The 23658-nt window shown below is 53.4% G+C and carries 21 protein-coding genes; 1 reads left to right on the top strand and 20 read right to left on the bottom strand.

Translation table 11 applies throughout. The features are described 5' to 3' along the window. Positions 1-54 precede the first annotated feature (54 nt). The 10 genes from TH5_RS01925 to TH5_RS01880 form a co-directional block, all read right to left on the bottom strand. A complete protein-coding gene (locus tag TH5_RS01925) occupies positions 55-1029 on the bottom strand; it encodes a hypothetical protein (RefSeq protein ID WP_114120457.1) in 975 nt (324 codons plus the stop codon). After that, positions 1029-2138 carry a radical SAM protein gene (locus tag TH5_RS01920; protein ID WP_114120456.1) on the bottom strand — a complete coding sequence of 370 codons (1110 nt, stop codon included), beginning with the start codon at positions 2136-2138 and terminating at the stop codon, positions 1029-1031. Before TH5_RS01920 ends, TH5_RS01925 begins: the two co-directional genes overlap by 1 nt. Before the next feature lie 17 nt (positions 2139-2155). Then, positions 2156-3379, bottom strand: a complete 1224-nt coding sequence (locus tag TH5_RS01915) for a radical SAM protein (RefSeq protein WP_114120455.1) — start codon at positions 3377-3379, stop codon at positions 2156-2158. A gap of 110 nt (positions 3380-3489) precedes the next feature. Beyond that, positions 3490-4245, bottom strand: a complete 756-nt coding sequence (locus TH5_RS01910) for a hypothetical protein (protein WP_147250037.1) — start codon at positions 4243-4245, stop codon at positions 3490-3492. An 82-nt stretch (positions 4246-4327) separates the two neighbouring features. Further along, positions 4328-5383, bottom strand: coding sequence for an SPASM domain-containing protein (locus tag TH5_RS01905; RefSeq protein ID WP_167443438.1), 1056 nt, complete (start codon positions 5381-5383; stop codon positions 4328-4330). A gap of 98 nt (positions 5384-5481) precedes the next feature. Then, positions 5482-6363, bottom strand: a complete 882-nt coding sequence (locus tag TH5_RS01900; protein WP_114120452.1) for a hypothetical protein — start codon at positions 6361-6363, stop codon at positions 5482-5484. A 45-nt stretch (positions 6364-6408) separates the two neighbouring features. Then, complete coding sequence (locus TH5_RS01895) at positions 6409-6822, bottom strand: hypothetical protein (protein WP_114120451.1); 414 nt, start codon at positions 6820-6822, stop codon at positions 6409-6411. Between the two features lie 335 nt (positions 6823-7157). Continuing rightward, positions 7158-8282: a radical SAM protein gene (locus TH5_RS01890; RefSeq protein WP_114120450.1), complete on the bottom strand. Its 1125-nt coding sequence runs from the start codon at positions 8280-8282 to the stop codon at positions 7158-7160. Beyond that, on the bottom strand, positions 8279-9433 hold the full coding sequence (locus TH5_RS01885; protein WP_147250036.1) for a radical SAM protein: 1155 nt from the start codon (positions 9431-9433) through the stop codon (positions 8279-8281). Before TH5_RS01885 ends, TH5_RS01890 begins: the two co-directional genes overlap by 4 nt. Positions 9434-9442: 9 nt before the next feature. Then, a complete protein-coding gene (locus TH5_RS01880; protein WP_114120448.1) occupies positions 9443-10603 on the bottom strand; it encodes a radical SAM/SPASM domain-containing protein in 1161 nt (386 codons plus the stop codon). Positions 10604-10809: 206 nt separating this feature from the next. On the opposite strand from TH5_RS01880, the gene TH5_RS01875 reads away from it, so the two are divergent. Further along, entirely contained in the window at positions 10810-11871 is a 1062-nt protein-coding gene (locus TH5_RS01875; protein WP_114120447.1) for a serine/threonine protein kinase, read from the top strand. A 55-nt stretch (positions 11872-11926) separates the two neighbouring features. Here TH5_RS01875 and pilV read toward each other — a convergent pair whose 3' ends face one another. The 10 genes from pilV to TH5_RS01825 all read right to left on the bottom strand — a co-directional run bounded on the left by pilV (position 11927) and on the right by TH5_RS01825 (position 23654). Further along, complete coding sequence (gene pilV, locus TH5_RS01870; protein WP_114120446.1) at positions 11927-13327, bottom strand: shufflon system plasmid conjugative transfer pilus tip adhesin PilV; 1401 nt, start codon at positions 13325-13327, stop codon at positions 11927-11929. 14 nt (positions 13328-13341) lie between these two features. Then, the gene (locus TH5_RS01865) at positions 13342-13875 is read right to left on the bottom strand and encodes a hypothetical protein (RefSeq protein ID WP_114120445.1); all 534 of its coding nucleotides are present in this window, start codon (positions 13873-13875) and stop codon (positions 13342-13344) included. Positions 13876-13879: 4 nt separating this feature from the next. Continuing rightward, complete coding sequence (locus TH5_RS01860; protein ID WP_142994566.1) at positions 13880-14920, bottom strand: ATPase, T2SS/T4P/T4SS family; 1041 nt, start codon at positions 14918-14920, stop codon at positions 13880-13882. 111 nt (positions 14921-15031) lie between these two features. Beyond that, positions 15032-15586 (bottom strand): type 4 pilus major pilin, encoded by a 555-nt coding sequence (locus tag TH5_RS01855; RefSeq protein ID WP_097052822.1) that lies wholly within the window; start codon positions 15584-15586, stop codon positions 15032-15034. 225 nt (positions 15587-15811) lie between these two features. Next, positions 15812-16867 (bottom strand): type II secretion system F family protein, encoded by a 1056-nt coding sequence (locus TH5_RS01850; protein ID WP_167443437.1) that lies wholly within the window; start codon positions 16865-16867, stop codon positions 15812-15814. A gap of 56 nt (positions 16868-16923) precedes the next feature. Continuing rightward, positions 16924-18669 (bottom strand): GspE/PulE family protein, encoded by a 1746-nt coding sequence (locus TH5_RS01845; RefSeq protein ID WP_167443436.1) that lies wholly within the window; start codon positions 18667-18669, stop codon positions 16924-16926. Positions 18670-18870: 201 nt separating this feature from the next. Further along, on the bottom strand, positions 18871-19620 hold the full coding sequence (gene pilP / locus TH5_RS01840) for a type IV pilus biogenesis protein PilP (RefSeq protein WP_167443435.1): 750 nt from the start codon (positions 19618-19620) through the stop codon (positions 18871-18873). Positions 19621-19744: 124 nt separating this feature from the next. Beyond that, positions 19745-21031 (bottom strand): type 4b pilus protein PilO2, encoded by a 1287-nt coding sequence (gene pilO2, locus TH5_RS01835; protein ID WP_114120440.1) that lies wholly within the window; start codon positions 21029-21031, stop codon positions 19745-19747. A gap of 10 nt (positions 21032-21041) precedes the next feature. Beyond that, complete coding sequence (gene pilN / locus TH5_RS01830; RefSeq protein ID WP_114120439.1) at positions 21042-22760, bottom strand: PilN family type IVB pilus formation outer membrane protein; 1719 nt, start codon at positions 22758-22760, stop codon at positions 21042-21044. Positions 22761-22769: 9 nt separating this feature from the next. Next, positions 22770-23654 carry a TcpQ domain-containing protein gene (locus TH5_RS01825; RefSeq protein ID WP_147250035.1) on the bottom strand — a complete coding sequence of 295 codons (885 nt, stop codon included), beginning with the start codon at positions 23652-23654 and terminating at the stop codon, positions 22770-22772. Positions 23655-23658: the final 4 nt, after the last annotated feature.

The following is a 23658-nucleotide window of genomic DNA, read 5'->3' as shown; positions in this document are numbered from 1 at the left end:
AGACCTCAGGAGATACCGGTGACACTTGGAACTCCATTTTTCATCGGAGACGTGTCACTCTGAGCAAAACAGGGTTAAGACGTTCATGGCACCGGTCGGGCAGCCGGAGGAGTTAAGTGTTGGCAGGGCCGACCATCCAGAATGCAGACAGGGTGTACTCACCTGGCAACAACTGCATGCCGCATCTAACACCAGTTTCTTGGTGCCATCGGTCACCATTCGACGGCGCAACAGATGACTTTGTTTAAGCAGCTCGTCCCCATGGGTATTCAGAGCATAGGCTGAATTGCATGAAAAAAGGCCCGGGCCACCCTGGTTCAGAAGGCCCACAAATTCTGGACTGATGGACAGGCCAAAGTCTTCTGCGGAAAGATGGGAGAGGGCAGCACCAAAGCCCTCGTGATAGTGCAGGTGCCGGTCAGTAAGAATTTTTGCAACAAGCTCAACATCGGTCCCGATCGTTGACCGGTAGAAACGCTCCAGCCACTGGAAGCACTCGTCTCGGTTTAATGCCAGCGCCGAAATCTCGACATCCACTTCCTGAATGCCGACCCTCTCACAAATGTCCAGCACTGCTTCCGGAGGGAGCATGGTCAGACAATTGTCCTCAACGGTGATCTGAAGGTCGATAAAGCCGTAGGTTTCCTTTAGCGCTGTCAGGTCATGACCGGAAAGGCCCCGACCTGTAAAGGAACGGAACCACAGGCACAAGTCGGCGTGCAGATTGTCAAAAGCTTCCGACGCATCAACGGCCGGAGCACCATCAAATACAAATCCTATGCCGCAACCGGGGTCATTGAAAGCGGTTTGACCACACCATTCAATCAGGTGGCGGATGTCGGATAGTGATGCCGTGGAAATATCATCATCAATTCTCAGCCGCTCTGGAAAGAGACCGGCTCCCAGTGAGGGAAGCTCAGGCACCAGCGCCTTCACATCAGCCAAAAGGGTGGAAGCGACATCAGCCAGGAAGCGCCCGTCATGCATGATGCCATCAACCTTAAGAGCTGACACGCGCGACTGAGACATCAGAAGGCTACCTTTCCACGGTATTCGGTATAGCGAGGCCTTAAACCACCCTGATGCCGTGACCGCATGTCCTTGATGAAAGCTTTGAACCCCGGGCAATCCTCATCTTTTTCAGGGTCCCAGAATTTGAAATTCACGCCACACCCTGATTTGCAGACGATGTATTCGTCGCACGTCATGCAGTGTTCGTTAGGTCGCATGGCCTTCCTGACCTCTTTGCGAAACTCCGGACTACTGGCGACATCGGATATGGAAGTCTTCAGAACATTCCCGAGCCACTGCGCGTCTGTTTCGCCCCCGGCCTCAAGGCACGTAGCCGTTTTTCCGTCCCAGTCAATGTCCATGCTGCCCGCGATGATGGGGCAGACGATATCATCAAGCGGTTCTCCACTTTCGATAGCCGCCAACATACTCTCGGGCGGGTTGACCCAAAGGTCAGGGTCGGCATCCCGGCGCGCGAAATACCAGTCGGCCACCTGCATCATGAAGCGTGAGGTTTCAATGAACGGCGGGAAGATATCGTTGATATTCGTCAAGCCGTCACCCGATGGGATGAAAAAGCCGAAATGAATCTGCTTGATACCCTTGGAATAGTGATGCTCAAGGATGGCATCAGCACCCATTTCGATAACCTGTTTGGTTACGGCCGTTGTAATGCCAACATCAATCCCTGCATCCTGAAGGGTCGTGACGTTATTTTGCCAAAACTCCTCCAGCTTTTTCTTTGGAAAGCGGGTAATCGGCTCCCACGACGTATTGATGCGATCAAAATGACGGGAAATATCCACGATGTCCTTGTTCAACAGGTTGGAAACCATGATGAGTTCGAAGGAGAAATGATGGCCCTCAAGCCGCCGCCGGGCTTCAGGGAGGTTTTCTTCAAAGAAGGGAAGGCCCAACATCGTCGGTTCGCCGCCGATGACATGGATTTCGGCATGCTCATAGCCGATCTTCTGCATATGCTCGGCAATGCCATCCACGATTTTCAGAAAACTGTTCCCCTCCATTTTGCCGGACGCCTTTTTGACGTCAGACGAAATGTAGCAGTGTGTGCATCGCAGATTGCAATCGCGCGTGACATTTATCTGGTAGAGGAAAGTCTTACGCATTGGTTGGTTCCGTCCGGTTACATGAAACGGTCAAGAAGCTGTTTGAAGCCCGCGCATTGACCCGGTTCCGTAAAGCGTCCGACATAGTGCCGGTATCCGCCCTGGCAATATTCGACATGCCGACAATCAAGACAGCCAAGACTCATCATCTGACGGAAATCGCCGTTGATACCGCGCTGGGTGTCTTTGATAAGCCGTGAGATGACGTCTTCCGGTGTGCCACTTGCGATATTGAAAACGTCTTCCTTGAAGAACTGCTTGTCCGCAGCCGACACGGATTCCAGAGCCACCGTTCCGTCATAGTCAACTGTCACTTGGGAAAGCGGACGGGAATGCATCTGCTCAAGGGTTGCCCCAGGTGTCATGTGAGGCACGACGAAGTCGCTTTTTCCCGCCTTTTCTCCAGCGGATTTCCCGACTTGGACAAACTTTGTCAACCACTCGATGGTGGCATCATAGTCTGGAACGAGCTCGTCATTGATCTTGCCTTCGCCATGTTCGCCGAAATAGTCAAAGGCGACTTCGGCTGCGCCAATCTTGTTGATGGCCATGTCGAACAGATCTTCCACCGGTGTCGCAATGGTGCCGCGCGTCCCTGTCACGCAAAGGCCGATGCGCGCGCCGCGGTCAGACATGCGTTTGAAGTTGGCTGCCCACTGGTCAAAGACTTTGTCTTTGTAAAAGCGGTTGGTATCCGGCTCCCAGCTGCTATGCAGGAAGAAGCGGGCTGTAATTTGGCTCGAAATCGCTTTGTCGACCTTGGCCCATTGCGCTTCAAAGTAGTCGTGCGCCTCAAGGAACATGTCGAGCTTTTCAGGGCTGACATTGATGTAATTGGACATGAAGTTGATGGCGACGTCTTCGAGCGGACGGTCAGTATAGCCGCCAGTTTCAACTGCTTCGATTGCGTGCTGAATGGTCCGATCACACGCATACTTCGCCATTTCAGCAAAATAGTCATCCGGGAGGGTATGGATTTCCCCGCCCATCACATCAAATTCAAGAGCGCTCAAAGGCAAGTGCTTCGAGAACTCAAGGGTGATATCGAGTGATTTCTTGAACAGCGGCAAAGACATGATGTCTTTGATCTTCTTGTGCTGGTTCGTGATAAAGCAGTGCTTGCAGCGAAGATTGCATGAACGGATTGGCATAATTTGCAGAAGCATGCTGCTCCGCGCCGATACCGGGCTCGGGACCACAATCTTCTTGTGCTCAAAATCATTTGCAGCGACATGGTTCATGGCGTGTTCTCCTTGCCGTCATCCGTTCTCCTTACGGAGAATAGGGTTTTATCGCATCCAAAACAAGGAAAGAAGTGTGGATAAAAGGAAACATGCGGCAGTTTTCCTTTTCAAGCGCGAGAGCTCGCCCTTAATACAGCCATAAAAGCTTCCTTCAATCTTTCCAGCGGGTCGGCATCCATCATCACGGCACTTCCAACGCCTTCAACCAGTGGGTTTCCATATGCATTACCATCTTTGACTGTCGGGTCGCTGTCCGCAAACCCACTCAGCCGAGAAGTAACCGTGACGTGTTTCGCAAACAGATAATTGTAATGATCTGGCCGGATGGGATAGGAAAGGGGAACCAAAGTGTTCAACAAGACATGGCGGGCAACATTGTGCCCTGGCAAGGCAGCGGAAACCTGGTCGTCGGATGCAGGAGAGGCTTCCGGATTGAGAAATACCAACACCTCTCCCTCAGGAGAATAGGACGAGACGGACGGAACCATGCGGTTCAAAACCATCGCTGTTACATCGGGTTGCCGAGAGACCTCGCTGGCAATAACCTCAAAGAACCGGTCAGACCAAGCCTGAAAAATGTCGTCTTCAGTGACACCCCCGACATCTATTCGGGGGATGTTCAGCGCTCTTTCCACCCATCGCCGGAAAACAGCGGGCTTCATAAACTGATAGTCCCATTCGTCGTTCGTGTTTGTTGGTATCACCACCACAGTCTTCCCACCGCGCGCGGCCACGAGAAGTGAAATGGCAGTCAGGTATGGATTGTTGCCAACAATAAGTTCGTCGCAGCTATAGTATGACTGCGTTCTACCAGAGTATGCAGGGACAAAATCACATTGGCGCATATCCAGGATATCACGCATGCGCTCTATCCCTCGTTCAGGCAATGTCCTGCCGACCACAGCGGCCTGCCGATTGGCTGTCGCAAACAGCATATTATGAGCCTTAATCACGGGAAGCTCCGTCCAGGTCGTAGAGCCACCCCCGGAGTTTGTCGCAGCCGTGGGTGTCAATGACCTCATCTATTCGGGAGAACAAGGATTTCCAGACCGGGCATAGGTCTGTCCTCCCGTAAGGATCGCCTGTGCGGTGGATTGCCTCACTCATGCAGCCACCTTCACACTCTCTGCGATATGGGCATGACTGGCACTCGGAGGTCAAATGTTCACTCCGGCGACACAAGGACTCCCAAATACCTTCTTTAAACTCGCCCCGCACTGCATTTCCAAGGCAGAACTGGTCAGAGTCCGCCATGTCCTGGCAGATATACAGGTCGCCATTCGGCTCAAGATTTAGCGAAAGAGCACCGCATTTCGACTGAAATGGACACCCGCCTTCGGAGAATAGTTGCGCGCTATCCCCGCTTCTGGTCGCTAGGCGGCTCGCCAATAGCTGAAAGAATGGCTGTATGATGATGCTTTTCTTGAGCACCCATTGATCAAACACATTCACATAGGTTTCGACCAGCTCGCCAATACTTGCGGCATTAACCGACCGGCCCCCACGAAAGACCGGTCGAAACCCGAGGCCATAATTGCTCTCTTGGGCAATGTCTGCTTCGGCGGCCGCATTTTTCACACCCTGGGCGTCCAGCACGAAAACGGCGGAAGGATTGGTCTTTCGGCGTCGCATCAAGGCAGCCCGGCTTTTGGAAAGCATGTGGCGATAGACTTCCGGGTCACCCGCGATTTTTCTTTGGTCTCCGAATGTATCCACCGATGTCCCGATCCGATGCCCGAACAGGGTTTGAAGGCCGACCACGCGATCCTCTGAGCCTATCAGATTGGATTGAACACCGTCTCTCACCGTGTCAAAAACCGTGGCGAGACGGTCACGGGCGTAGTTTACGCAGTTGTGGAGCTGCATACGCGGGACAGTGAGAATTTCACCACCAATATATTGAACCGAACAATGGCTATTGTTTCCTCTGCCATATCCATACAATGGCAAGAGCCGCCCGGCGATGAAGTCGACTGACTTTTTGAAGTCGTCTTCTTTCATTGCGTTGTCGGGCAGCTCTTGCCAAGAACTACAGAACGTGCAGTTTGCGTTACAGTGCTTCGTCATTCTGACATGGAGCGTAAATCGCTGCATGGCGGTTACACCTGTGTCCCGTCAGCCTCTTGCTCTGTTTTCGGTTCCGAGGACGGCGCCGGAGCAACTTCTGAAGTGTCCTGCTCGCTATCGTTTGCAGCCTGGTTCTCCAAGGCGTATTTTGCAGCGGCCTTCCTGGCTTTTTCCTCGGTCATGTCCTGAATCTTGCGAGCGACCTGAAGTGTGAAATTCCTGAAGCCATCAGAACCACCAAATGCTTCATAAACGACCTTCTTGATCTTGCGCTTGAAGCGGTTCGAGTACTCTTCGGTCGTGGTTTTTACAAACCGCTCAACGATATAAGGATCTGAGGGTTTGAACCCGCGCGTGCTACGCAGCTTCGAGGCGAACATATACTCGAGATACGAGGAAATCGGGAACAAGGACTTCTTGAAGTCCTTCTTTCCCAAGTAGCACTCACAGAATTCTTTCAGCCTTTTCTGATAGGCCTTTTCTTCCTTACGAGAGGCACCCAACCCGGGCGGAAGCAGGGAGACCGAAACTCCAAGGTTGGCGGCCATAGCCATGATTGTGGATGGCACGATATCGGTCGCATTCGCCGGAATTTCCAGAATGACCTCCACTTTCGCAGAAGCATGGGAAACCATGACGTCCATCAGGTCTTCGTCCAGCCCGGTCTCGTTAGCCTTATACAGGAAACCAACCTCGTAAACCCCCTCCCGAGGATCGAACAGGCCTTCGTCAACATCCACGCCATACACACAAGCAGGAACCTGGTCGATTTCCCAAAGTTCTGACAGTGTGATGTCAAAAACAGGCGGCGTTGATTGCCCCGCATCCCCCGTCTTTCCAAGGTTGACGCCCTTTGGAGATGTTGGTTGCTCGACAGAAGAAATGCCTCCTGTCTTTTCAAGCTTGACGCTCATTAAAATCTCCGTGATTTTCCGCGAGAGAAGCAGGTGGATGACGCCTTAGCGCCATCCACGAGAACCGTGGCAAGCTCCGTGACAGGCACCATGGCAATTGTTGTAGCAGTTGCCGTAGCAGTTCGTGTAGCACCCATCATCGGTATTCATGGTTGAGTCGGCAGCGACGCCTGCCTGGGCAACCTTCATAAGGTTAACGCCCGGGAAGTAATGTTCACTGAGTGTCTGACCATCTTCGCCGACATATGACTGCATCAACGACAGGAAAGCATCACTGACAGCCTCGGAGACCCTTGCGCTTCCGAGAGCCGCGTTGACGGCATCGTCTAGCTCAGGACTCAGGGACTCACTATCCGGAATGGTAATCCGTTGATCCTGACCGACTGACGCCATAGCGTTTGTGGCTGCCAAGATCATCGATGTCGAAATAGCAAGGTTTGCGGCCAAGGATTTAATCATGATGTCCCCCAATGTCGTTGGTGCGCGCGGCAGTCGCTGCGTTTATCGAGAAGCCAGCGCCTCGCAGGCACACTCCCCAGACCCATCATCTCCAGTAGCGGCAATGAAGTCTTTTAAGGATATACATTGAACCGACAAGGAAAAGCAAACTTTTATCCTTAGTTTCCGCTCAATATTCCTTGGTTTTTGTCGTGCTGGTGAAGGATTACTCCCGGTTTCTGGCGCGGCAAGCGCCTAAGTCGAAAGCGCCATTCCGGGATGGTTTGGGCAATGCCGGATCTAATGAAACTGATTTTCTCAGAACCTTAATTTCCATTATATGGTTGCTTGAAACTCTAAGTACGCTTCCAGTCACAATTCTCGTTGGAAACGATAGCAGTAGCTGCTTTAAACAGGCTATAGCCACCAGCGCATTCCCCCGAACCGTCATCCATACTGATAGCCATACACCCGCTTGAGCAAATCCTTCTGAACTCGCACGCGTGACAGTCGACAATGCGGCGCAGTTTGCGTTCTTCCACCAGATTATCCTTATCCAGTGCAAGCGTGGCTGTCGCCCGGCTGTTGCCGTCTTCGGAAGTCAAGGCTGTGCAGCCTCGCTTATAGCCGTCAGCATCAATGGTATGAAAGCGTGTGTCACAATTTCCGGACCAGCAACCATATCCCTTCGCCTCACCGCGACGTAATTCGTCGGCCGACTTCAACAGGCCGTCGAAAGGAGAAAGCGAGAGGTGAGGGCGCCCTTGCTCTGCGGCCTGTATATTCCATAGGACATAGGCACGGGCATATCTGGACATGTAGCGGCTGTACTCTGCGTTCGACAAACCGACAACATCCCAAGCCTTGCGCGCTTCACCGGTTTCCGTCACCCTTTCGAGATGCCCTCGGGTAATTCCCCGACTTTCGAGCATGCTGAAGAAATCGACCGGGTTCTTGAACGTCTGGAACAGCACCTTGGTAGCAGTAACCACCAGGTACGGATGCAAACCGTCAGCCAGAAGTTGCTCCATTTTAGGCCAGAACCGGCTTTCAAAATCGGCAAAGGATGTTGGGTCGTCTCTTCTGGTCAGGCGGATTTTGGCATCCCAGCTGACACCGACCTCGCCATTAAACTTGTCGTGATAGAGTTGCGCCCATTCATCGTTGTAGCCAAGCAAGTTTGTCTGAATGCCGTGTATCCATTCAAACTCCGGCCCAGTGGCTTCCAGAGTTTCAATCGCCTTGCGTAGCCATGCAGCCCCCATAAGCGTTGGCTCTCCTCCGTGCCACTGCACCAAAATGCGGTCGCCCGGCTTAGCGAAAGCACGAACCCTATCAGCGGTTTGCTCCACATCATCGTCACGCAGGCGGCGAGGGTTCGCCGGGATAAAGCAATGCTGACATCTTAGATCGCACCCTTCGAACACGCGCATATAGACCAAGTGGTCGAACTTTGGGGTAAAAGGTACTGTACCGCTCATACAACGCACGCTTTCTGCTTAGGAGCACTGTAGACGCTTGCGACCTCGGCAGCCCGGTTGCCAATTCTGAGATTGAGGTACCGGTCTGCCAGCTCGCGACCGCGGCTGGTCGCAAGAAACTGCCGCACATGCGTAATGTGCTTTTTATAGCCACTGCACTCATCTTCGCCATTTGGAGCCCCGTTCGGGGTGATGGGGCATCCTGAACCGCACCATGCCTGGTTCTCACAAGAAGCGCAGTAATCCTCTTTGTGCCCCAGCATCTGGTGTTTGACCCAGCGGCGGCGGGACCGCGATGACGAGAATGCCTCCCATCCTTCACGGGCAAAGGAGAACGGTTTTTCGACAGTCTGTTTGTCAGGACAGTTGTTGAGCGCCCCATCCGGCCCGACGACGATAAAGTCATTCATGCAGGAGCCACCCCACCTGTCTCCCCCGATACCAAACATGACGCCAGTGAGCACACCCTGGACAGTGCCAATAACAGGTGCCCAACCATCTTTTTCCACTCGGTTCATCACGGCATCAAACAAGCCTGACAGGAACCGTGAATGTTCCGCATTCGAAGGGCGGTCATCAAACGATGTTGCGAAGCTGTTGTAACGGTCGATATTGAAAGCCTCAAACTCACGGTCCATCATCCAGTCGACGATGTATTGTTCGCGGCCAAGTTCGCGACGGGTCGGGACGACACCGGGAATAACCAGAATTCCTGCTTCCCGGGCCATGTCGACTTTTTGCATCCAAAGGCTGTGGTAATTCTCGACAGAGCCCTTGATCTGCCGCTGACTGAAGTCGATAGACGAACCCACATGATGATTGAAGCGCTCCTGCAACATGGGCAGGTGGTCGCGCCGCAACGGAATAAGCGACGTCTGCATGCTGGTCATCGCACCGGGAAGCATCTCGTCCATCATCTCAAAACACCGGTTGTACCAATCAATTGGTACGGTCAGCGGTTCCCCGCCATGGAAAAGAACAAGAACGCCCTGATGACGAGCTTTCACCTGCATATCTGAGAGCAATGAAAACGATGACCTCAGGGTATCTTCGCTCATGGTGAACCGGTTGGCGCGGACATCTTCCGGGAGATAGCAGTGGGTGCAGCCCACATTGCAATAGTCGGTTGGCTTCAAATAACAGGTAATCATGGCCGCCCCCTAAGCTGCTGCTGTCTTCGCCGGATGAAGGTTCTGATTTCGGCGAACGGTATCCGGGTCCATTTTGAACTTTCGGATCGCTCCGTCGGCTTCGCCGTTACGAACGCTTTCCTTGATGCGGTCGAATGTCATTTTCCAGGACCAGCAGTAATAGAACTTGCCACCGAGGCCGCGGTCATAGAGAACAGCATCTCGCATGCAGCCTCCCTCGCACTCAGAGAAGTGGCGGCATGTCGTGCAGTCCATAGGAAGTTCCACCCGGCGGCGACGAATTCGTCTGGCGGGCAGCGAACGCATCATCTCGGGTATCGTGTGTTCATCGATATTGCCGAAACGATATTCCGTGTCGCCGAGGTCGGCGAATTCTGAGCAGTTATAGACATCACCATTAGGCTCGATGCCAAGGAACCGACCACCGCACTCGCGCGTCCATGGACAACGGTTGACTTCAAGATGGATGACCTTCTTGAGCATTTCATCAAGAGGCGTAATGGTGAACTCAGGCAGCTCTTTAATCCAGCGGTCATAAAGCCGAATTATCATCCTTCCGTAATTGTCCGGGGAGATAAGTTCGCCCTTTCCACTGTCGCGTCCGGCCGGGTAGCGATAATTGAAGCGCAGGTTGGGAGCCATTGCGCCATATTCCTTGACCCTCTCATACATGACGTCGGCAAGGTCCGCTGTTTCGTCCGTATAGGTTCCGATAATTTTCGGCACAAAGCCGTCGCCAATGAGCGCATCCATGCGCTTCCAGAAGATTTTCGAATAGAGCTTCGTCGAGCCTTTGAAATACCGGTTACGCTCATCCGGGTCAAAACTCGTGGAAACGGAACCTTCAAACACCTGCTCGAAGACATCTTTCCACCGCTTGCTGTCATAACTCAGCAAATTTGACTGGATTGAAAAGCGCACTTCCGGGTTGATCGACCGGGCATACTCAAAAGCCTTCCAGTAAAAGTCCGGGGGCATCAACATCGGCTCACCGCCGTGCCAGATCAGCACCGCACGCCCGGTAAGATAAGGGGCAAGCTTGTCAAAATACTGCTTGAACTGGTCTACGCTCCATTTGGGAGCACCATTAACCTCGGGCGGGGCGGAACAATAGTCGCATTGAGCAGTGCAATGCTTGGTCGGCTTAACGATGACCGTCGATATCGACATTTTCTCTCTCCGGTAATCCTTGCAGCGGTGGCGCGTAAAAGGATTTGTTACTTGTTATAAGGAGAATGACGTGCGCGCATCAAGGAAAATAATTCATATTGCTTTCGGAAAGCTTCATCTGAAATGCGGAAAGGCTCATCCACTCCGCACTTTCGGACCGGTTAAGAATCTGTTAATGATAGCCGTCGAAGAACGAGGAACCGGATATGCAGACCAATTACGTGCCGAACTACCAACTACAACTGCCCCCGTGTTCTGAGGGGACATTCGTCATTTCTGCTAGCAATACTATGTACAAGGTAGATCGTACGATTGGCCAAGGAGCGTTCGGACGGGTCTATTCAGGTCGGGATTGTAATTTCGATTCAGCAAGGGCGTTTAAGGTTATGTCGCCCCATAATGCCCATCTGGCATACAATGAAGTACAGAGGCTGATTGCCCTTCGCAGTCCAAGGATTTTGCATCTGCATGAAGCTTTCATCGACAATGGCGGTAACCTCGTTCTTGTTCAGGAACTGGCAGACAGCGACTTAGCGCGATTCATATGGTCGTGGGCCGGGCCTTCGTTAAGATACTGCCCGGAGCAGAGCGAACTCTTGACGCTAAAGGCTGCCAAGGAGCTCCTCGAAGCGCTGGCACTCATACATCGGAGCGATATCGGTCACCTGGATTTGCATCCGGGCAATATTTTCGTTACGTGCCAAAATTCCCTGGGAAGTGAACTGCGATTCCCTCACTACCAGAACGCTTTACCCGCTGTAGCGTTCAAGATTGGCGACTTTGGCATTGCTCGCGATCTAAGGAGAATACCAGGCGGGCAATTCAATTGGTCCATCTCTCCTCCCGAAACCCTCATGGGTGACGAATATAGGATGGACCATCGAATTGACATCTACAATATTGCAATGTGTCTCTTGCAGTTGTATTGCGGGCGAACCCTGTCGTTTACCAGGCAAGAACGACTGGATGGTAAGCCGTCCAGGCTTGCACGCTCCCTGAGAACGCGAATGGGCGAAGTAATTTCGTTAGGACTTCGGCGTCACCCTTTGTACCGCCCATGTTCGGCGGAAGCCTACATTCAGGAATTTCTCTCCATTGAGCGTTCAGGATATTCTGAATGGAAAAGGATGCACGAAGTCGACGAACACTGTTATGGCCCATACACCCCTTGGCAGATGAGGCGTTCGGCCAATCCGCAACGCCAGAATTTTTCGCTCGCGCATGTTGTGGCTTCGATAGATCAGACGCCACGTTTTCATCAGCGTTGAGAGAGTTAGGGGGCAGACAAATCTGCCCCCTCATTGCAGCCGCTCCCCGCGATGATTACGGATAGTAGCAATAGGTTTGCGCCAGAACGAGCGGGTTGATCTGGTTGTTGATGGTTGTAATCGCAATTCGCCACGAACTGCCAGAGTCGACAGCTCTGATCGAGATACCGCCACCAAGATTTCCGCAGATGTTCATGGCGCCACCGCTCGTGTTCAATGTACAGGCACCCCATGCTGCCCTGTGAAGGGATAGAAGAATTTTGGCTTCACCACCGGTGGCGCAATCTGGCTTTGGAACCGTCTCGTTGTGTTGCCGCATGTAGCCTTCCTGTGGCACATACTTCGGCAATAGCGCACTGACAGGCACACTTGCGCTCCTGTTCCGGACATACATTTCCGTTGCATCAACGGTCTCCACCCGGGATGTGCCATTGGGGTCGACGAGGAAGGTGTTGTCATCAAGGTCCGTAAACTGCGGAGACAGCATTTCTGTTTCAGCCAGCATTGTTCCCGTGGTTCGGATTGACCCATATGACCGAAGCCAGTTGGCATCCTGCATGAACAAGCCACCGCCCCAGTCTTCCCAGTACAGACTGTTGTTTCCATGAATTCGGGCGAAGTCGTTCCGGATGTGAATACCCTGATTGGCCGACAGTCCGTCATTCACCTCAACGTCATCACCGGTATTGTTGATGATGGTTTCTGCATCCAATTGCGACACGGCATCAATGTTTGATCCATCCATGTCCAGATCAGTATGCATCCGGTTTGCTTCAGGCACTCCAATGTCATACCGATAGAGGAAGTCACTGAGGACAGTTCCGTTGTCAAAGCCCAGCGTAGCCATCAGATGGCCAGCTTCAGGCGTAGCCGTACCGTTCGTCCAAAGAGAGGCCGCGGAGCGCCAACCGCCAAAAGCACCCTGGATGATGCCAGACGTGCCATCTGGCGGACTATCCATTATGAAGCCGCCCTCGGCACCCACCTTGCTTGCGATCGAACCCAGGTCGCCATCCTTGATATCCTGTCCGCCATAGGTCGTAATCATGACTTCGAGAACGTTCGTCGAAGGTTCACGGATAAGGACCGCGTGACGCTGGTTGTACGAATTGACATCGACATAACTCGACGGAAGGAAGCCACCTCCCTGCAAGCTTGGGAGGCCGCTCGGCCCGGATGGAACGGGGTCAGAAGCCGAAGCTCGTCCTACGGGGATAACGATCGGGGTGCCCGCGGTGGCAGTGGCTACCAAATCAGTGTAGTTGGCGCGCACGTAATTCCGGGTTGCCTCTTTCACAATAGCGAGCCTGTCCGCTGTCGCGCGCGCCCTCATCTGGAGATTGCTCTCGGACATCAAAGCAAGGACCCCGAGCAGGGCAAATGCAGAAACGCCAAGAGCCACTGCGACCTCAAGAAGCGTGATGCCCTTTTGATGTGCTTTCCTGAACCTTACCATCTTCCGTTCTCCAATCAATTAACTCTGGTCGCAAGAATCGGTTGCTGATCCGCGAGCGTCAGACCGCCAAAGCCCTGCGGTATTGCAATATTTCCCGTAATTGGCGTACCGGAACCGGCCCAGCTGTTGTTTGAAATAGTTCCGGCGCTGATTTGCTGACTTGCCGCCTGCCATTGCCCGGCATTCATGGAACCTCGTGTGTGGGCTCTCAGCGAGGCGGCCGTCGGGCCAAACTTGAACCTTGCTTCGGTGCCATTCTGCTTTTCAAACGGATCGAACACGGTCACAACGATACCTGTGCCATTTGACACCGATTTGATTTCATCTCCGTAGGCCCAGGATGTTCCGGACATGCCTGTTACTGTCGGCACGGGGCCTGATCCACACGCATTGTTCGCACAGTAGCGCACGGCCGAGGAATGATAGGCCATCATCTGCAAGACAATGGCATCTGCCACTTCTTGCTGGGCGGTAAAATCATCCTGTTTGCGATAGTCTATCTGCGAGAGAACAATCAAAAACAGTGCGATATAGAGCAGCGCCTGCATCGCGTCATCCTATCGGTGACTTGTGAGCAAGAACGTTCGCCTTCTGCCGCTCAATGTCGGTTCCAAGCTGTTCAATCTTGCCGTTGCGAATTTTCGAGCGAATGCCTGCGTCATCTCCGGGGAACAGGTATGACAGGCGAGGGGCGAACCCTTTCTGCCCTTTGCGGGTAATCAGCTCTTGATGAATGACGCCCGCCAATCCCTCTGCAAGGATACTGCGCGCGAGGTCTACGCTTTCAGATGCCGCCACATATTTCAGTAGAGAACTCAAAGCCTCTGTCGGCGAGCCCGCGTGAATTGTCGTCAGGACAAGGTGTCCATTCACGGCAGCTTTGATGGCCTCAGATGCCTCGGCCTTACCTCGCACCTCGCCCAGCAAAATATAGCGCGGCACATGGCGCATGGCGTACTTCATGGCAGACGCAAAATCACCATTGGCTACAGGTGTTTGGAAGCAACGGCCAAATGGTCCGTGTTCACCACTAAGCGGAAGCTCTGGCGGATCTTCAATGGCAACAGCGATATCGCCGTAATGGCGCAGATATTCAAGCAGAAGAGAACAGGCCGACGTTGTCTTACCCTGACCGGTTTTACCGGCAAAAATGAGTAGGCCTGACGAACGCGGCCCACCCAGAAGACCCAGATGCTGAATAAGTGTCTTCGGGTACTGCAAGTCGTACAGCCGCGGCAAGGGCCACATGGCCCGGCGACACGTGTACCAAATCCCGTTTACGTCTTTGATTTTTGAGACGCGGAAATACATGCCGTCGTATTGATACGAGAACTCATCCTCATTTCGCCCACGCTGACAGATTGCACGGTGAAACTGATCGAAATCCTCTATGGCGCCTTCGGGTATGCTAGAAAGAGGACCAGATGCCGTCGAGTTCCCATCGATGTTTCCTGCACCGCGCAAGGTGCAGTGACCGGTTTCACTGAAGAAGATATCAGTGAATTCAATGTCCGATAGGCGGAGACCGCCTTCGTCATCAGAGTTGTCATGAAAGTCGACATCCGTCGGCCCGGCTGTACTGAGTACTGACATGGGTACCTCAAGGAGAACGAAGCGGGCCACATGTTCAAAAACATCGGTCCAAAGGAAAAGTCCGGCCCCGACTGAGACGTCGGAGGCTAATGCCGGGGCCGGGCCACAGGCTTAGTAAAACGTCCAGGTAATCGTCGAGTTGTTCGACGTGCCGCAAGCAGATGTCGCCTCAACTGGCGTCAAGGAACGACCGGAGACAGAAGTGGACGAACCGCCGGTCACATCAACGGAAACGACGCCGGTGCCGAGATCCAGGGTTGCAATCTTGATACAGGCTTCGCTCGGAAGACTTTCGAACTCGACGGTAAAGTTCTGGTCCGAATTGTCTGTACCAATGGCAATGGCACCGTTGAACGAATGCTGTAGGCTGGCACTGGAACCGGTTCCCTTGACCATCCGGTTGGGAAGCTGATTGCTTTGCGCCAACAACGCTGCTGACAGGTTTTGGTAATCCGGCTGACCGGCATACAAGGAACGAACCGCCTGCTGAACGGACGCGAGCTCGCCCATGGCGGCAGTCGTCTTCTGACTGTTACTGGCGGTCTGGAACATCAGCATAACGCCCGCAAGAATAAGCGCGCCGACGCCGATGGCAGTTGCAACCTCCAGAAGCGTGATACCGCGCTGACGACGCGACCTGAAGGATTTGAGTTTTGCGGATAGCATCTCAGTCTCCGATGATGTGGTTTACCTATATAGGGTAGAAGTCAATCAAAGGAAAACGCAACCGCTATAAGCAAAAATAAGCAAAAAACAAAGCAAAACAAAATATGTGGACAAAGAGAACTTGCATTTCGATATTTTGTTTACAGTGATGGAGCAAAACGAAAGGCGCCCAGGTAGAGCGCCTTTCGTAATGTAAATGTTCGGATTACTGCAAACAGAGGTTGATTAGGTGACCTGCTGCTGGAGCGCAAAGATACCGCCCGAAATCAACCCAAAGACAGCGCCAAGGAAAACAATCGACAGGTTGCGCAGAACGTTCATCTGCTTTGTGATTTTTTCGACGCTTTCATTCAGCCATTCGCGGCCGAGCTTTTCGAGCATGTCATCGAAATTTTCCAGCTCCGAGAAGGACCGCAAGTCCCTGACGGTTTCCATGTCTGGATAGCCATAACCTGTTGCATACAGGGCTTCGCCGAGGTTTTTGCCTGCCGAGACATATCTGAGAGTGGACGACATGCGTTCGAAAAACCACGGATTTGCTCCCTTCTGCAAAATTCGAAGAATTTCGGGTATCTGCACCCCGGCTTTAACCAGGGCAGAGACTGAAAGCATAAATCCGGTTCCTGACAAGAGCCGGTAAATTGACCAAGGCGGATATTTGTCGAACTTGACCCGTAGTTTGCCCGTCCATCTCGGCAGCGTGAATAGAATGGTCATCATAAATCCGATGAAGGCACCCAGTAACGGGAACATCCAACCGTTCACGAAATCGGCCATCAACGCCATGTAAGAGGCAAGACCTGTCCATTGTTCTTTTGGGACCACCTCATCAAAGGCCGGGATAATCTGAAGGCCGAACATTGCCATAAAGCCGATGGCAATCGTTGACAGAAGGATTGGGTAGGCTATCCCGCCATAAATGGTCGATTTGATGCGCTTGCCGCCTTCCGCAATGAACACAGCGTTTTCCAGCGCCTGCGGAAGGTTCCCGGCCTCACCGGCACTAATCACAACCCGGTCGGTGTCAGGAATCCAACTGCCAAAGGCGGTGCTCAAAGGCTTGCCGTTTTCAATAGCTGTCAACCATTCCAATACCGCGATGGCTGTCGGGTGATCTGGCCTCCGCCCATCGTCACTCGCATGCTGCCACATAATCTTGAGCGCTTTGATCAGGTCAACACCGTTCGTCAGATAGCTCACCAACTTGCGATACACCCGAATTCGTTGTTTTCCGCCGAATTGTAGTTTGCTGAATGAGCGGTTCAAGTTGTCTAGGTTCATAGCATTTCTCCGACGGCCAGGCATCTTGTCGCCCGCTGGTTATCCGCCAATGTAGTTTAGGAAACTTCCTTAACGTCAATTACAGGAAGCGGGTCCATGAGTTTGCCGAATACGACTTGGCGGCGTTTCGCGTCGAACTCGCTCAATGAGCCGACCTGCGCCTCAAGTTCTTCAGGTGAGACCACCCCTTGGACGACCTTTTGCAAGCCATGCTCCAGGCAGGTCAGGCCGTCGAGTTCATTGAGCCAGTAGTCATAGGCACCGTTCTTGTTGCCATCGCGAATAAACTCCATGAACTTCTTATCTGGCATCGCAATCTCGGCTATCACGGTGCGAGAGCTATAACCATCGTCACATTCCGGGCACCCGGCTTCATTGGTGACGCAGATATGCTTGGCATTTTCTTCGCCAACAGATGCAATAAGGTCTTCATAGAGCGCTTCCTCAATCAGATCGTTCTCAACCGCCTGCGCAAGAGGAATTTTGCAATGCGGGCAAAGCTGTCTGACCAGTGACTGATAGATAAGGCCGCGCATCAGTTTATGATCGCAAAGCTTGTAGTCCTCCACGCCGTTATCGCGCAGGCGGTCAATAATCGACAGAGCATCGTTGGCATGAAGTGAACCCCACACCTGGTGCCCGGTCATCGCGGCAAAAAAGCTCAAAGAAGCCGATGCAGGGTCGCGAATTTCCCCAATCATGATAATGTCAGGGTCTGAACGCACCACCGCGCTCATTGCTTCTAGAAAAGCTTCTTCACGTTTGTTCTGGCTGTTCGCCTGAATAATCGGAAACTGAGCTGCCCCATCAATGACGTATTCGGGCGGGTCTTCGATCGTGATGATGTTTAGGGTGCCCTTGGAATCCTTGTAGACAGCATTCAGATTTCGCTGAAGAGAGGTGGACTTTCCAGAGCCGGTGGCCCCGGAGAATATGTTCATTCCCGTCTTGAGCTTGCGAAGTTTGTGCAGCTGCCGAATGTGATGCCTGCTGTATCCCAGCCTTTCAACATCACCTTGGTCAACGCCGACACCGCTTGAGTAAAGAATACGGGCAACCATGTATCGGCCCGACTCAGTTACGTTAAACTGTAACCGAACGGACTGCACACCTTCAGGCAATGGTGTCTCTGGCAGGTTTATCAGTCGGCCAAACTGATAGCTCCCGCGCTGATAGGATGAGTCTGAGGCTTGCGACATATTGAATGCCGCCGCACACAAGTCTTCGGCCATTGCGGCCGGGAGCTGCCGCAGGGGCTTCATCACCCCGTCCAGTCGAACACGAACACGGGCTTCGTATCGACCAATCATGACGTGGATATCTGACCCGCCCAGCTTCACGGTTTCCCCAATTAACTGGAGCACCGCCCTTTGCATTTCTGATTCTGTTAGGCGGTTCTTCCGCTTTCCGCCAAAACGTGTAGCAGCCCCCTCATAGATCTTGCGAATAACCTCAAGTTCGACATGAACTTCTCGCTCAACCTTGCGATAATTCCGCCGAAGCATGTCCCGCAACTGCATGGCTTCCGGGCTAATAGGGTCGTGACGCGAAATCACGAGTGTGCCGTTCGACAGAAAAGCACCGATCTTCCGAATGCTTTCCGAAACGACCAAATCCCCACTTTCCGCGGTGGGAACGTCACCAGTAAAGGTCAAAAGTGCCTTTATTTCCTCAGTCGTCGCCACATGAGTCTGCGACGTCCGACGAGGTTTGAGTTCTTGGCTAATCGGTTGTTTTGACAGCTTTACGGACTTGGTCGTCGCAGGAGCTTTGTTGGACTGAGCCGCCGAATGAGGAGCCATCCCGAAACCCGGTGGGGGAGTGGGATTGTCATTTCTGGCGGATAGACCTTTCTTGGGCGGCAGGTTCGCTGACGCAGATCTGCGTGGGGCTGGTTTCGCTTTGCGAACAGGGGTGGGCAACGGAGGAGGCGTTGCCTTTCCCATATTCAGTAAAGCCAGTATTTTTTGTAACATCAGGTCACCTGTCCCGGCTGCACGTCCTTAGAACATCAGTCCGCCACCAGGCATCAAAACGCCGCTGGATTGACTGCTGTCGCTTGTCTGCTTGGAGGCCGGTTGACTTGGGACACTATCTCCGAACGAAAGGGGATAACGGTTACCGGCGGCGTCGCGAACCAGCACACCAGTCGATGTCACCTTGTCAACTCTCATGCCGTTGGGCAGGCGCATGCCTTCCGTGACTTCGAATTCTCCAGCGTAAGGCACCAGCAGGGTCGCCTTGATGTTGTTGCCAGTACCAAGGATGGAAACGATGACAGGCATCGGACCAACATGTTCCGAAATCGACAGGTCACGCTCGCGACGGGGTTCCGGCGCCTTCGAAGGTGCCGGAGAAGCCACGGGTGCCACTTCCTCCGCAGCATCTGCACCGGTGGACTGTTCCGGGGGCGCGGACGGCTGCGCGACAGGAGCGGCTTCTTCAAGGCTGTCCGGGTCATTGTCGTCGCGCATCCCGGCGGCTTCATCTTCTTCCGGGTTATACAGAATGTTCCACAGCTCGACGCTTTTTTCGGCCAGCTCCTTTTTCTTGTCGAGAACAAGGATTTGACGCTGGGTCTCCTGCATGTCCCGCAATGTGCTGGTGTATGGGGATGTGTCGGCGGACGCCATGTCTTCGGGTGGTGTGACCTTCAGCCCATGCAGGCGACGCTCGACCTCTGAAACGTTTTTGGCGACGAATTTTTCAACGCGCTGACTGTCCATCTTCATGTCAACATGTGATGGCGGCACGTAAAGAGGGTCCTGAGCGACGGGCTGCTGCCCAGGTGCAACTGAGGCCGTTTGAGCCTGGAGCGCCCCTCCGGAGACACCGACCAGGAGAATTGCTCCCAATGCGCCCCGTAGTACGCCCTTATTAGCCATTGATTTTCTGAGGCAGTGGAAGCTGTTCATAGATTTTCCCCTCGATTTTCCAACTCATGTCCATGATGTCGAGCTCAACCTTGGAAAGCTCAAACACAGGAATTTCCGCGAGCACCCCAGCAAATTCGGTCGGGTAGTAAGACGTGCTGAAAGCAAAATTCAGCGTGTCGTAATATTCCGTCCGTGTTCCATTGGAGAACGCGATGTCGTGGAACAGTTCTTCAAAATGCGAATACAGATAGCGCCTGATCTTCCTGAGGCTGTCTGTCTCCTGTTTTTTCGGATACTCAGGAGCCTTTTCAAGCTTCCATGAGACGACGGCACTGTCTCCGTTCGGATTAATGCTCGGCCGGAAACCGTCTCTATTAAGAGTGTCGGCAATCCAGTTAACCGTGCCACCGTCTCGAACCAGAGAGAGCGAAACTTCTTCGTTGCGACAGGAAACGGTTTCCGTTTTCCATCCGGGTATTACTATTTCCGCATCCAGTATGCCATCAACGCAAGCAAAAAGAGCAGGTATTCCTTGAGCAACACCTTCCCACGGCATTGGAGGTGGCGGCGGAGGTGGCTTGCGACCGGTCAAACTTTGGGCCGCAAGGATAGCCGCTTGAACGGCAGCCTGCTCAGCGAGATAGTCCTGGTACTGCTGGTAGCCCAAGCCAAGTCCGAGAACAACTAGACCCGTTATACCGTACTTCGTTATTTTCCCGGTCGACGAGACTGAGCGAAGTTTAGTGGCTGGCTTTCGCGCTCGCAGAATTTCCTCGAGCTTTGCTTCCTGGGCGTCTTCATGCCATTCTTCGGGGGCGAAGATATGGTTCCACTCGTACACGAAGGCGAGGTCGGAGAAAGCCGCCAGGGCAGCCTCCTCGTCGTTGAAGAACCGATCACACCCCGGGAGAACGGCACCGTCTTTCGCCGCCACATAGTACAGGCCGCCTTCATTGACCTTGAATACACCAATCCAGTTTCCGTCAATCGTATCTGCGAGGAATGCAGCGAGAGACGCCATCCCGGGACGATGGTCCATCCCTTTGCTACCAAGACCGAACTGCACACCATGACGAAGACAGAACAGGTCAGCCCTTGCCCCAGTCGCAGCCCTTCGCGCCTGTTCGACAGGTTTTCCTTTTGTCGGGTCCTCAAAACCACGCCATTGCAGGCCGATAGCAAATGCCTTGCCACCGATACCAATGGTTCCGAGACCGTCATCGACGAACCCGTCAAAGCCCGCTCCACCCGAAAGGTGAATATCTTTTGTATCGTCGCCGATAGACATCTACGCTTCCTCAGTAATAGGTCGAGATCGCAGGACGGCTCTCAAGAAGAACAGGTGTCACGATGACCACGATTACCTCACGGGACTGGGTGGCTTGACGTGAGCCGCCAAGCAGCATGAAGTCGGGGTTACCTGCGCCGGACTTGTTAGCCTGATTGCGGACCTGCTCGAAACCGGACAGAACAAGGGTTCGGCCGTTCGGAATCATGGTCTGCTGAACAAAGTTCCGGCTGTTCTTGTTGGGAAGCTGGATTGTCATTCCGTTGACCGAAAACTCATCAAAGCCATCGTTCTCACCAACAAGCTCACTGATATTGATGCCGAACTGCAAAAGAATGGTCTGATTGTCGTCAAGGACGCGCGGCAAGAGAGACAGGTTAAAGCCTGTTGTAACGGTGCCAGGCGTCAGAGATGTTGTGGTATCGGTTTCCCCGGTGGTGACTTCGACACGTTCAAGGAAGTTTCGCGTCTTGGCAACCTGCACCGGTGCCGGAATGCCGTTGAGTGTCGTGATGGCCGCAGTGCTGACAACGGAGACACGACCGCGTTCGGAGAGCGCCTTGATCAGTGAAGATGAACCGCTCCAGTTGCTGTCCGGGTTGACGATGCCAAAGTTCAGGCCCGGGATACCGGTCTGAAGGGCGGTGGCGACCGCCGAATTTCCAAAGCTAAAGCCATATTTGCTCGAACCACTGAATAGCCCCTGAATATCAAGGGAGTAATCTTCATTTTCTGACAGGGTAACGTTCAGGACCTGGAGTGAAACCGCAACCTGTTTGGACATGCGCGCATTCTGGCCATCGATGTAGGCCTGAACACGACGAATGACATCTACCGGGGCCGTTACCGTAATGGTACTGGTTGAGACTGAGGCCGTTACACGACCGGCATTGCTGACAATGCTCTCGACCGAGGCAGTCATGTCATCCCAGATTTTGACAGCAATATTCGAACGGGCAGACTGATTGGAGCCACTTTCATCACCACCGGAACTTGAGGTTTCGCTGCCCGCATCAAGTGTCGACCGAACTTCGATGTCCGACGGAAGTGCTTCAACGGAATAAGTCCGGGTGACAAAGCGGAATATGCGAATTTCACCACCTTCATATGTCCAGGTCACACCGAAATGCGCCGACACACGGTCCAGGAACGATGACAGCTTGCCAACGTGGTCCATCTTCATTTTCTGACGCGAACCGACCACCGCCTTGATCAACCCGTTAGAGCTATTGGAGCTGTTCCCGCTTGCCGGGCCATTAATGAGTTCTTCAAAACTGTTAACGGCGATGCCAGGACCAATAGCCGTGCTGTCGGCACCGCTCGACTTCGAGCTGGAGCTTTCATCCTTCACGGTGAAAGTTTCGTCCGCAAAGATATCGGCCCCAAACTGAACGGGAATACCGGTGTTCTTGGTGACTTCCGTGCCAATCTGAAACAGTTCGAGCGGCGACGCATGGACAAGAGTCACGCCATTGGCCCCTTCGAACTGCGGAGGCAAAGGAGCGCCGTGTTCGGAACGGTATGAGACAGACGTGGTCCAGACGCCCTGGTTATCACGAACGCGCCGGGTATCCATTGGCGGCAAAGGGGACTTCGCCTCGGCAAGGCGGTCCGTCGAATTTTCCGCGACTTCCGTTACAGCATCATCAGCCTTCGGCATCACACTGTTGGCGCAGGCGGAGAAGAGTAGCAGCGAAGCAAGGGTCGCGGCCGTTTTGACAAACTGCATAGCTTGGCCTCAATTAATCTGTGATGGGTTATTGCTGATGACGAGGGATTTGTTGCCCCAGTAGAAATCAACGAGCGGGACCACATCGGCTCGAACGGACTGAACCAACGCTTCGGTCGCCTGGCGGAAATCACTGTTGAAGATTGCCGGAGCCTGCATCGGGTAAATGAAGTTGCTGTTGTAGACGACCGTCCAACCGGCGGTGTCTGCCCAGCGATAAAGGACTTCATAAAGGGTCTCACCGACCGAGGCGCGCCAGACGCCAACAGGATTGTTCGGATCAATCGGCGGTGCCACTTCTTCGGGGATTTCAGGGGACGTGGTAACGGCTGCCGCATCAGATGGAACACCGCCTGCGTCGACGACCTCTTCGCCAGCGCTAGAGGCAGCTTCATCCGGAACGCTCAAGTCGGCCATCAAAGTGGCCTGTGGCTGGGTTTCTTTCTCAGCCAATTCGAGCTCAGGGTCATAGGGAACCATGACGAACCCGGGGTCGGCCTGCTCCAGGGCGGCGGATGGAATGTCGGTGATACGAACGACATTGCCCTGGAAGGTAACGATAAGGTTGCTCTGCTTGGCGGTTTCCACAAGAATAGAGCGCCAGTCCTTGCCGCCGTCCCAAGACACCAACTGCTCCTGGTCCACGCCGACACCGTAGCTGATATATTGGTCGGCCGGGACAATCTGCATCACGGCAAATGACAGCGGAATATCATGCCCGAAACCTTCCAGAATCGAGTTTTCCTTGGCAACATTTGAAGCAGCAACCGTATTCTGCGGCGCATTCGCTGCCGAAGCTGACATTGCCGATACAGCCAGTCCCGCTGTGCATGCGATGCTGAGCAATGCTCGTTTCATATCAATACCCCACCCTATGATTTTCGTCGTTTTCAAGATG

Source organism: Thalassospira xianhensis MCCC 1A02616 (assembly GCF_003326475.1).
Lineage (GTDB): Bacteria > Pseudomonadota > Alphaproteobacteria > Rhodospirillales > Thalassospiraceae > Thalassospira > Thalassospira xianhensis.
The sequence above is the reverse complement of the archived record's forward strand: the minus strand, read 5'-3'. Positions and strand labels throughout refer to the sequence as shown.

Coding starts and splice junctions, on each gene's coding strand:
- TH5_RS01925 (WP_114120457.1), bottom strand. CDS start 1,029: ATGTCTCAGTCGCGCGTGTCAGCTCTTAAGGTTGATGGCATCATGCAT.
- TH5_RS01920 (WP_114120456.1), bottom strand. CDS start 2,138: ATGCGTAAGACTTTCCTCTACCAGATAAATGTCACGCGCGATTGCAAT.
- TH5_RS01915 (WP_114120455.1), bottom strand. CDS start 3,379: ATGAACCATGTCGCTGCAAATGATTTTGAGCACAAGAAGATTGTGGTC.
- TH5_RS01910 (WP_147250037.1), bottom strand. CDS start 4,245: ATGCGTGATATCCTGGATATGCGCCAATGTGATTTTGTCCCTGCATAC.
- TH5_RS01905 (WP_167443438.1), bottom strand. CDS start 5,383: ATGAAAGAAGACGACTTCAAAAAGTCAGTCGACTTCATCGCCGGGCGG.
- TH5_RS01900 (WP_114120452.1), bottom strand. CDS start 6,363: ATGAGCGTCAAGCTTGAAAAGACAGGAGGCATTTCTTCTGTCGAGCAA.
- TH5_RS01895 (WP_114120451.1), bottom strand. CDS start 6,822: ATGATTAAATCCTTGGCCGCAAACCTTGCTATTTCGACATCGATGATC.
- TH5_RS01890 (WP_114120450.1), bottom strand. CDS start 8,282: ATGAGCGGTACAGTACCTTTTACCCCAAAGTTCGACCACTTGGTCTAT.
- TH5_RS01885 (WP_147250036.1), bottom strand. CDS start 9,433: ATGATTACCTGTTATTTGAAGCCAACCGACTATTGCAATGTGGGCTGC.
- TH5_RS01880 (WP_114120448.1), bottom strand. CDS start 10,603: ATGTCGATATCGACGGTCATCGTTAAGCCGACCAAGCATTGCACTGCT.
- TH5_RS01875 (WP_114120447.1), top strand. CDS start 10,810: ATGCAGACCAATTACGTGCCGAACTACCAACTACAACTGCCCCCGTGT.
- pilV (WP_114120446.1), bottom strand. CDS start 13,327: ATGGTAAGGTTCAGGAAAGCACATCAAAAGGGCATCACGCTTCTTGAG.
- TH5_RS01865 (WP_114120445.1), bottom strand. CDS start 13,875: ATGCAGGCGCTGCTCTATATCGCACTGTTTTTGATTGTTCTCTCGCAG.
- TH5_RS01860 (WP_142994566.1), bottom strand. CDS start 14,920: ATGTCAGTACTCAGTACAGCCGGGCCGACGGATGTCGACTTTCATGAC.
- TH5_RS01855 (WP_097052822.1), bottom strand. CDS start 15,586: ATGCTATCCGCAAAACTCAAATCCTTCAGGTCGCGTCGTCAGCGCGGT.
- TH5_RS01850 (WP_167443437.1), bottom strand. CDS start 16,867: ATGAACCTAGACAACTTGAACCGCTCATTCAGCAAACTACAATTCGGC.
- TH5_RS01845 (WP_167443436.1), bottom strand. CDS start 18,669: ATGGCTCCTCATTCGGCGGCTCAGTCCAACAAAGCTCCTGCGACGACC.
- pilO2 (WP_114120440.1), bottom strand. CDS start 21,031: ATGTCTATCGGCGACGATACAAAAGATATTCACCTTTCGGGTGGAGCG.
- pilN (WP_114120439.1), bottom strand. CDS start 22,760: ATGCAGTTTGTCAAAACGGCCGCGACCCTTGCTTCGCTGCTACTCTTC.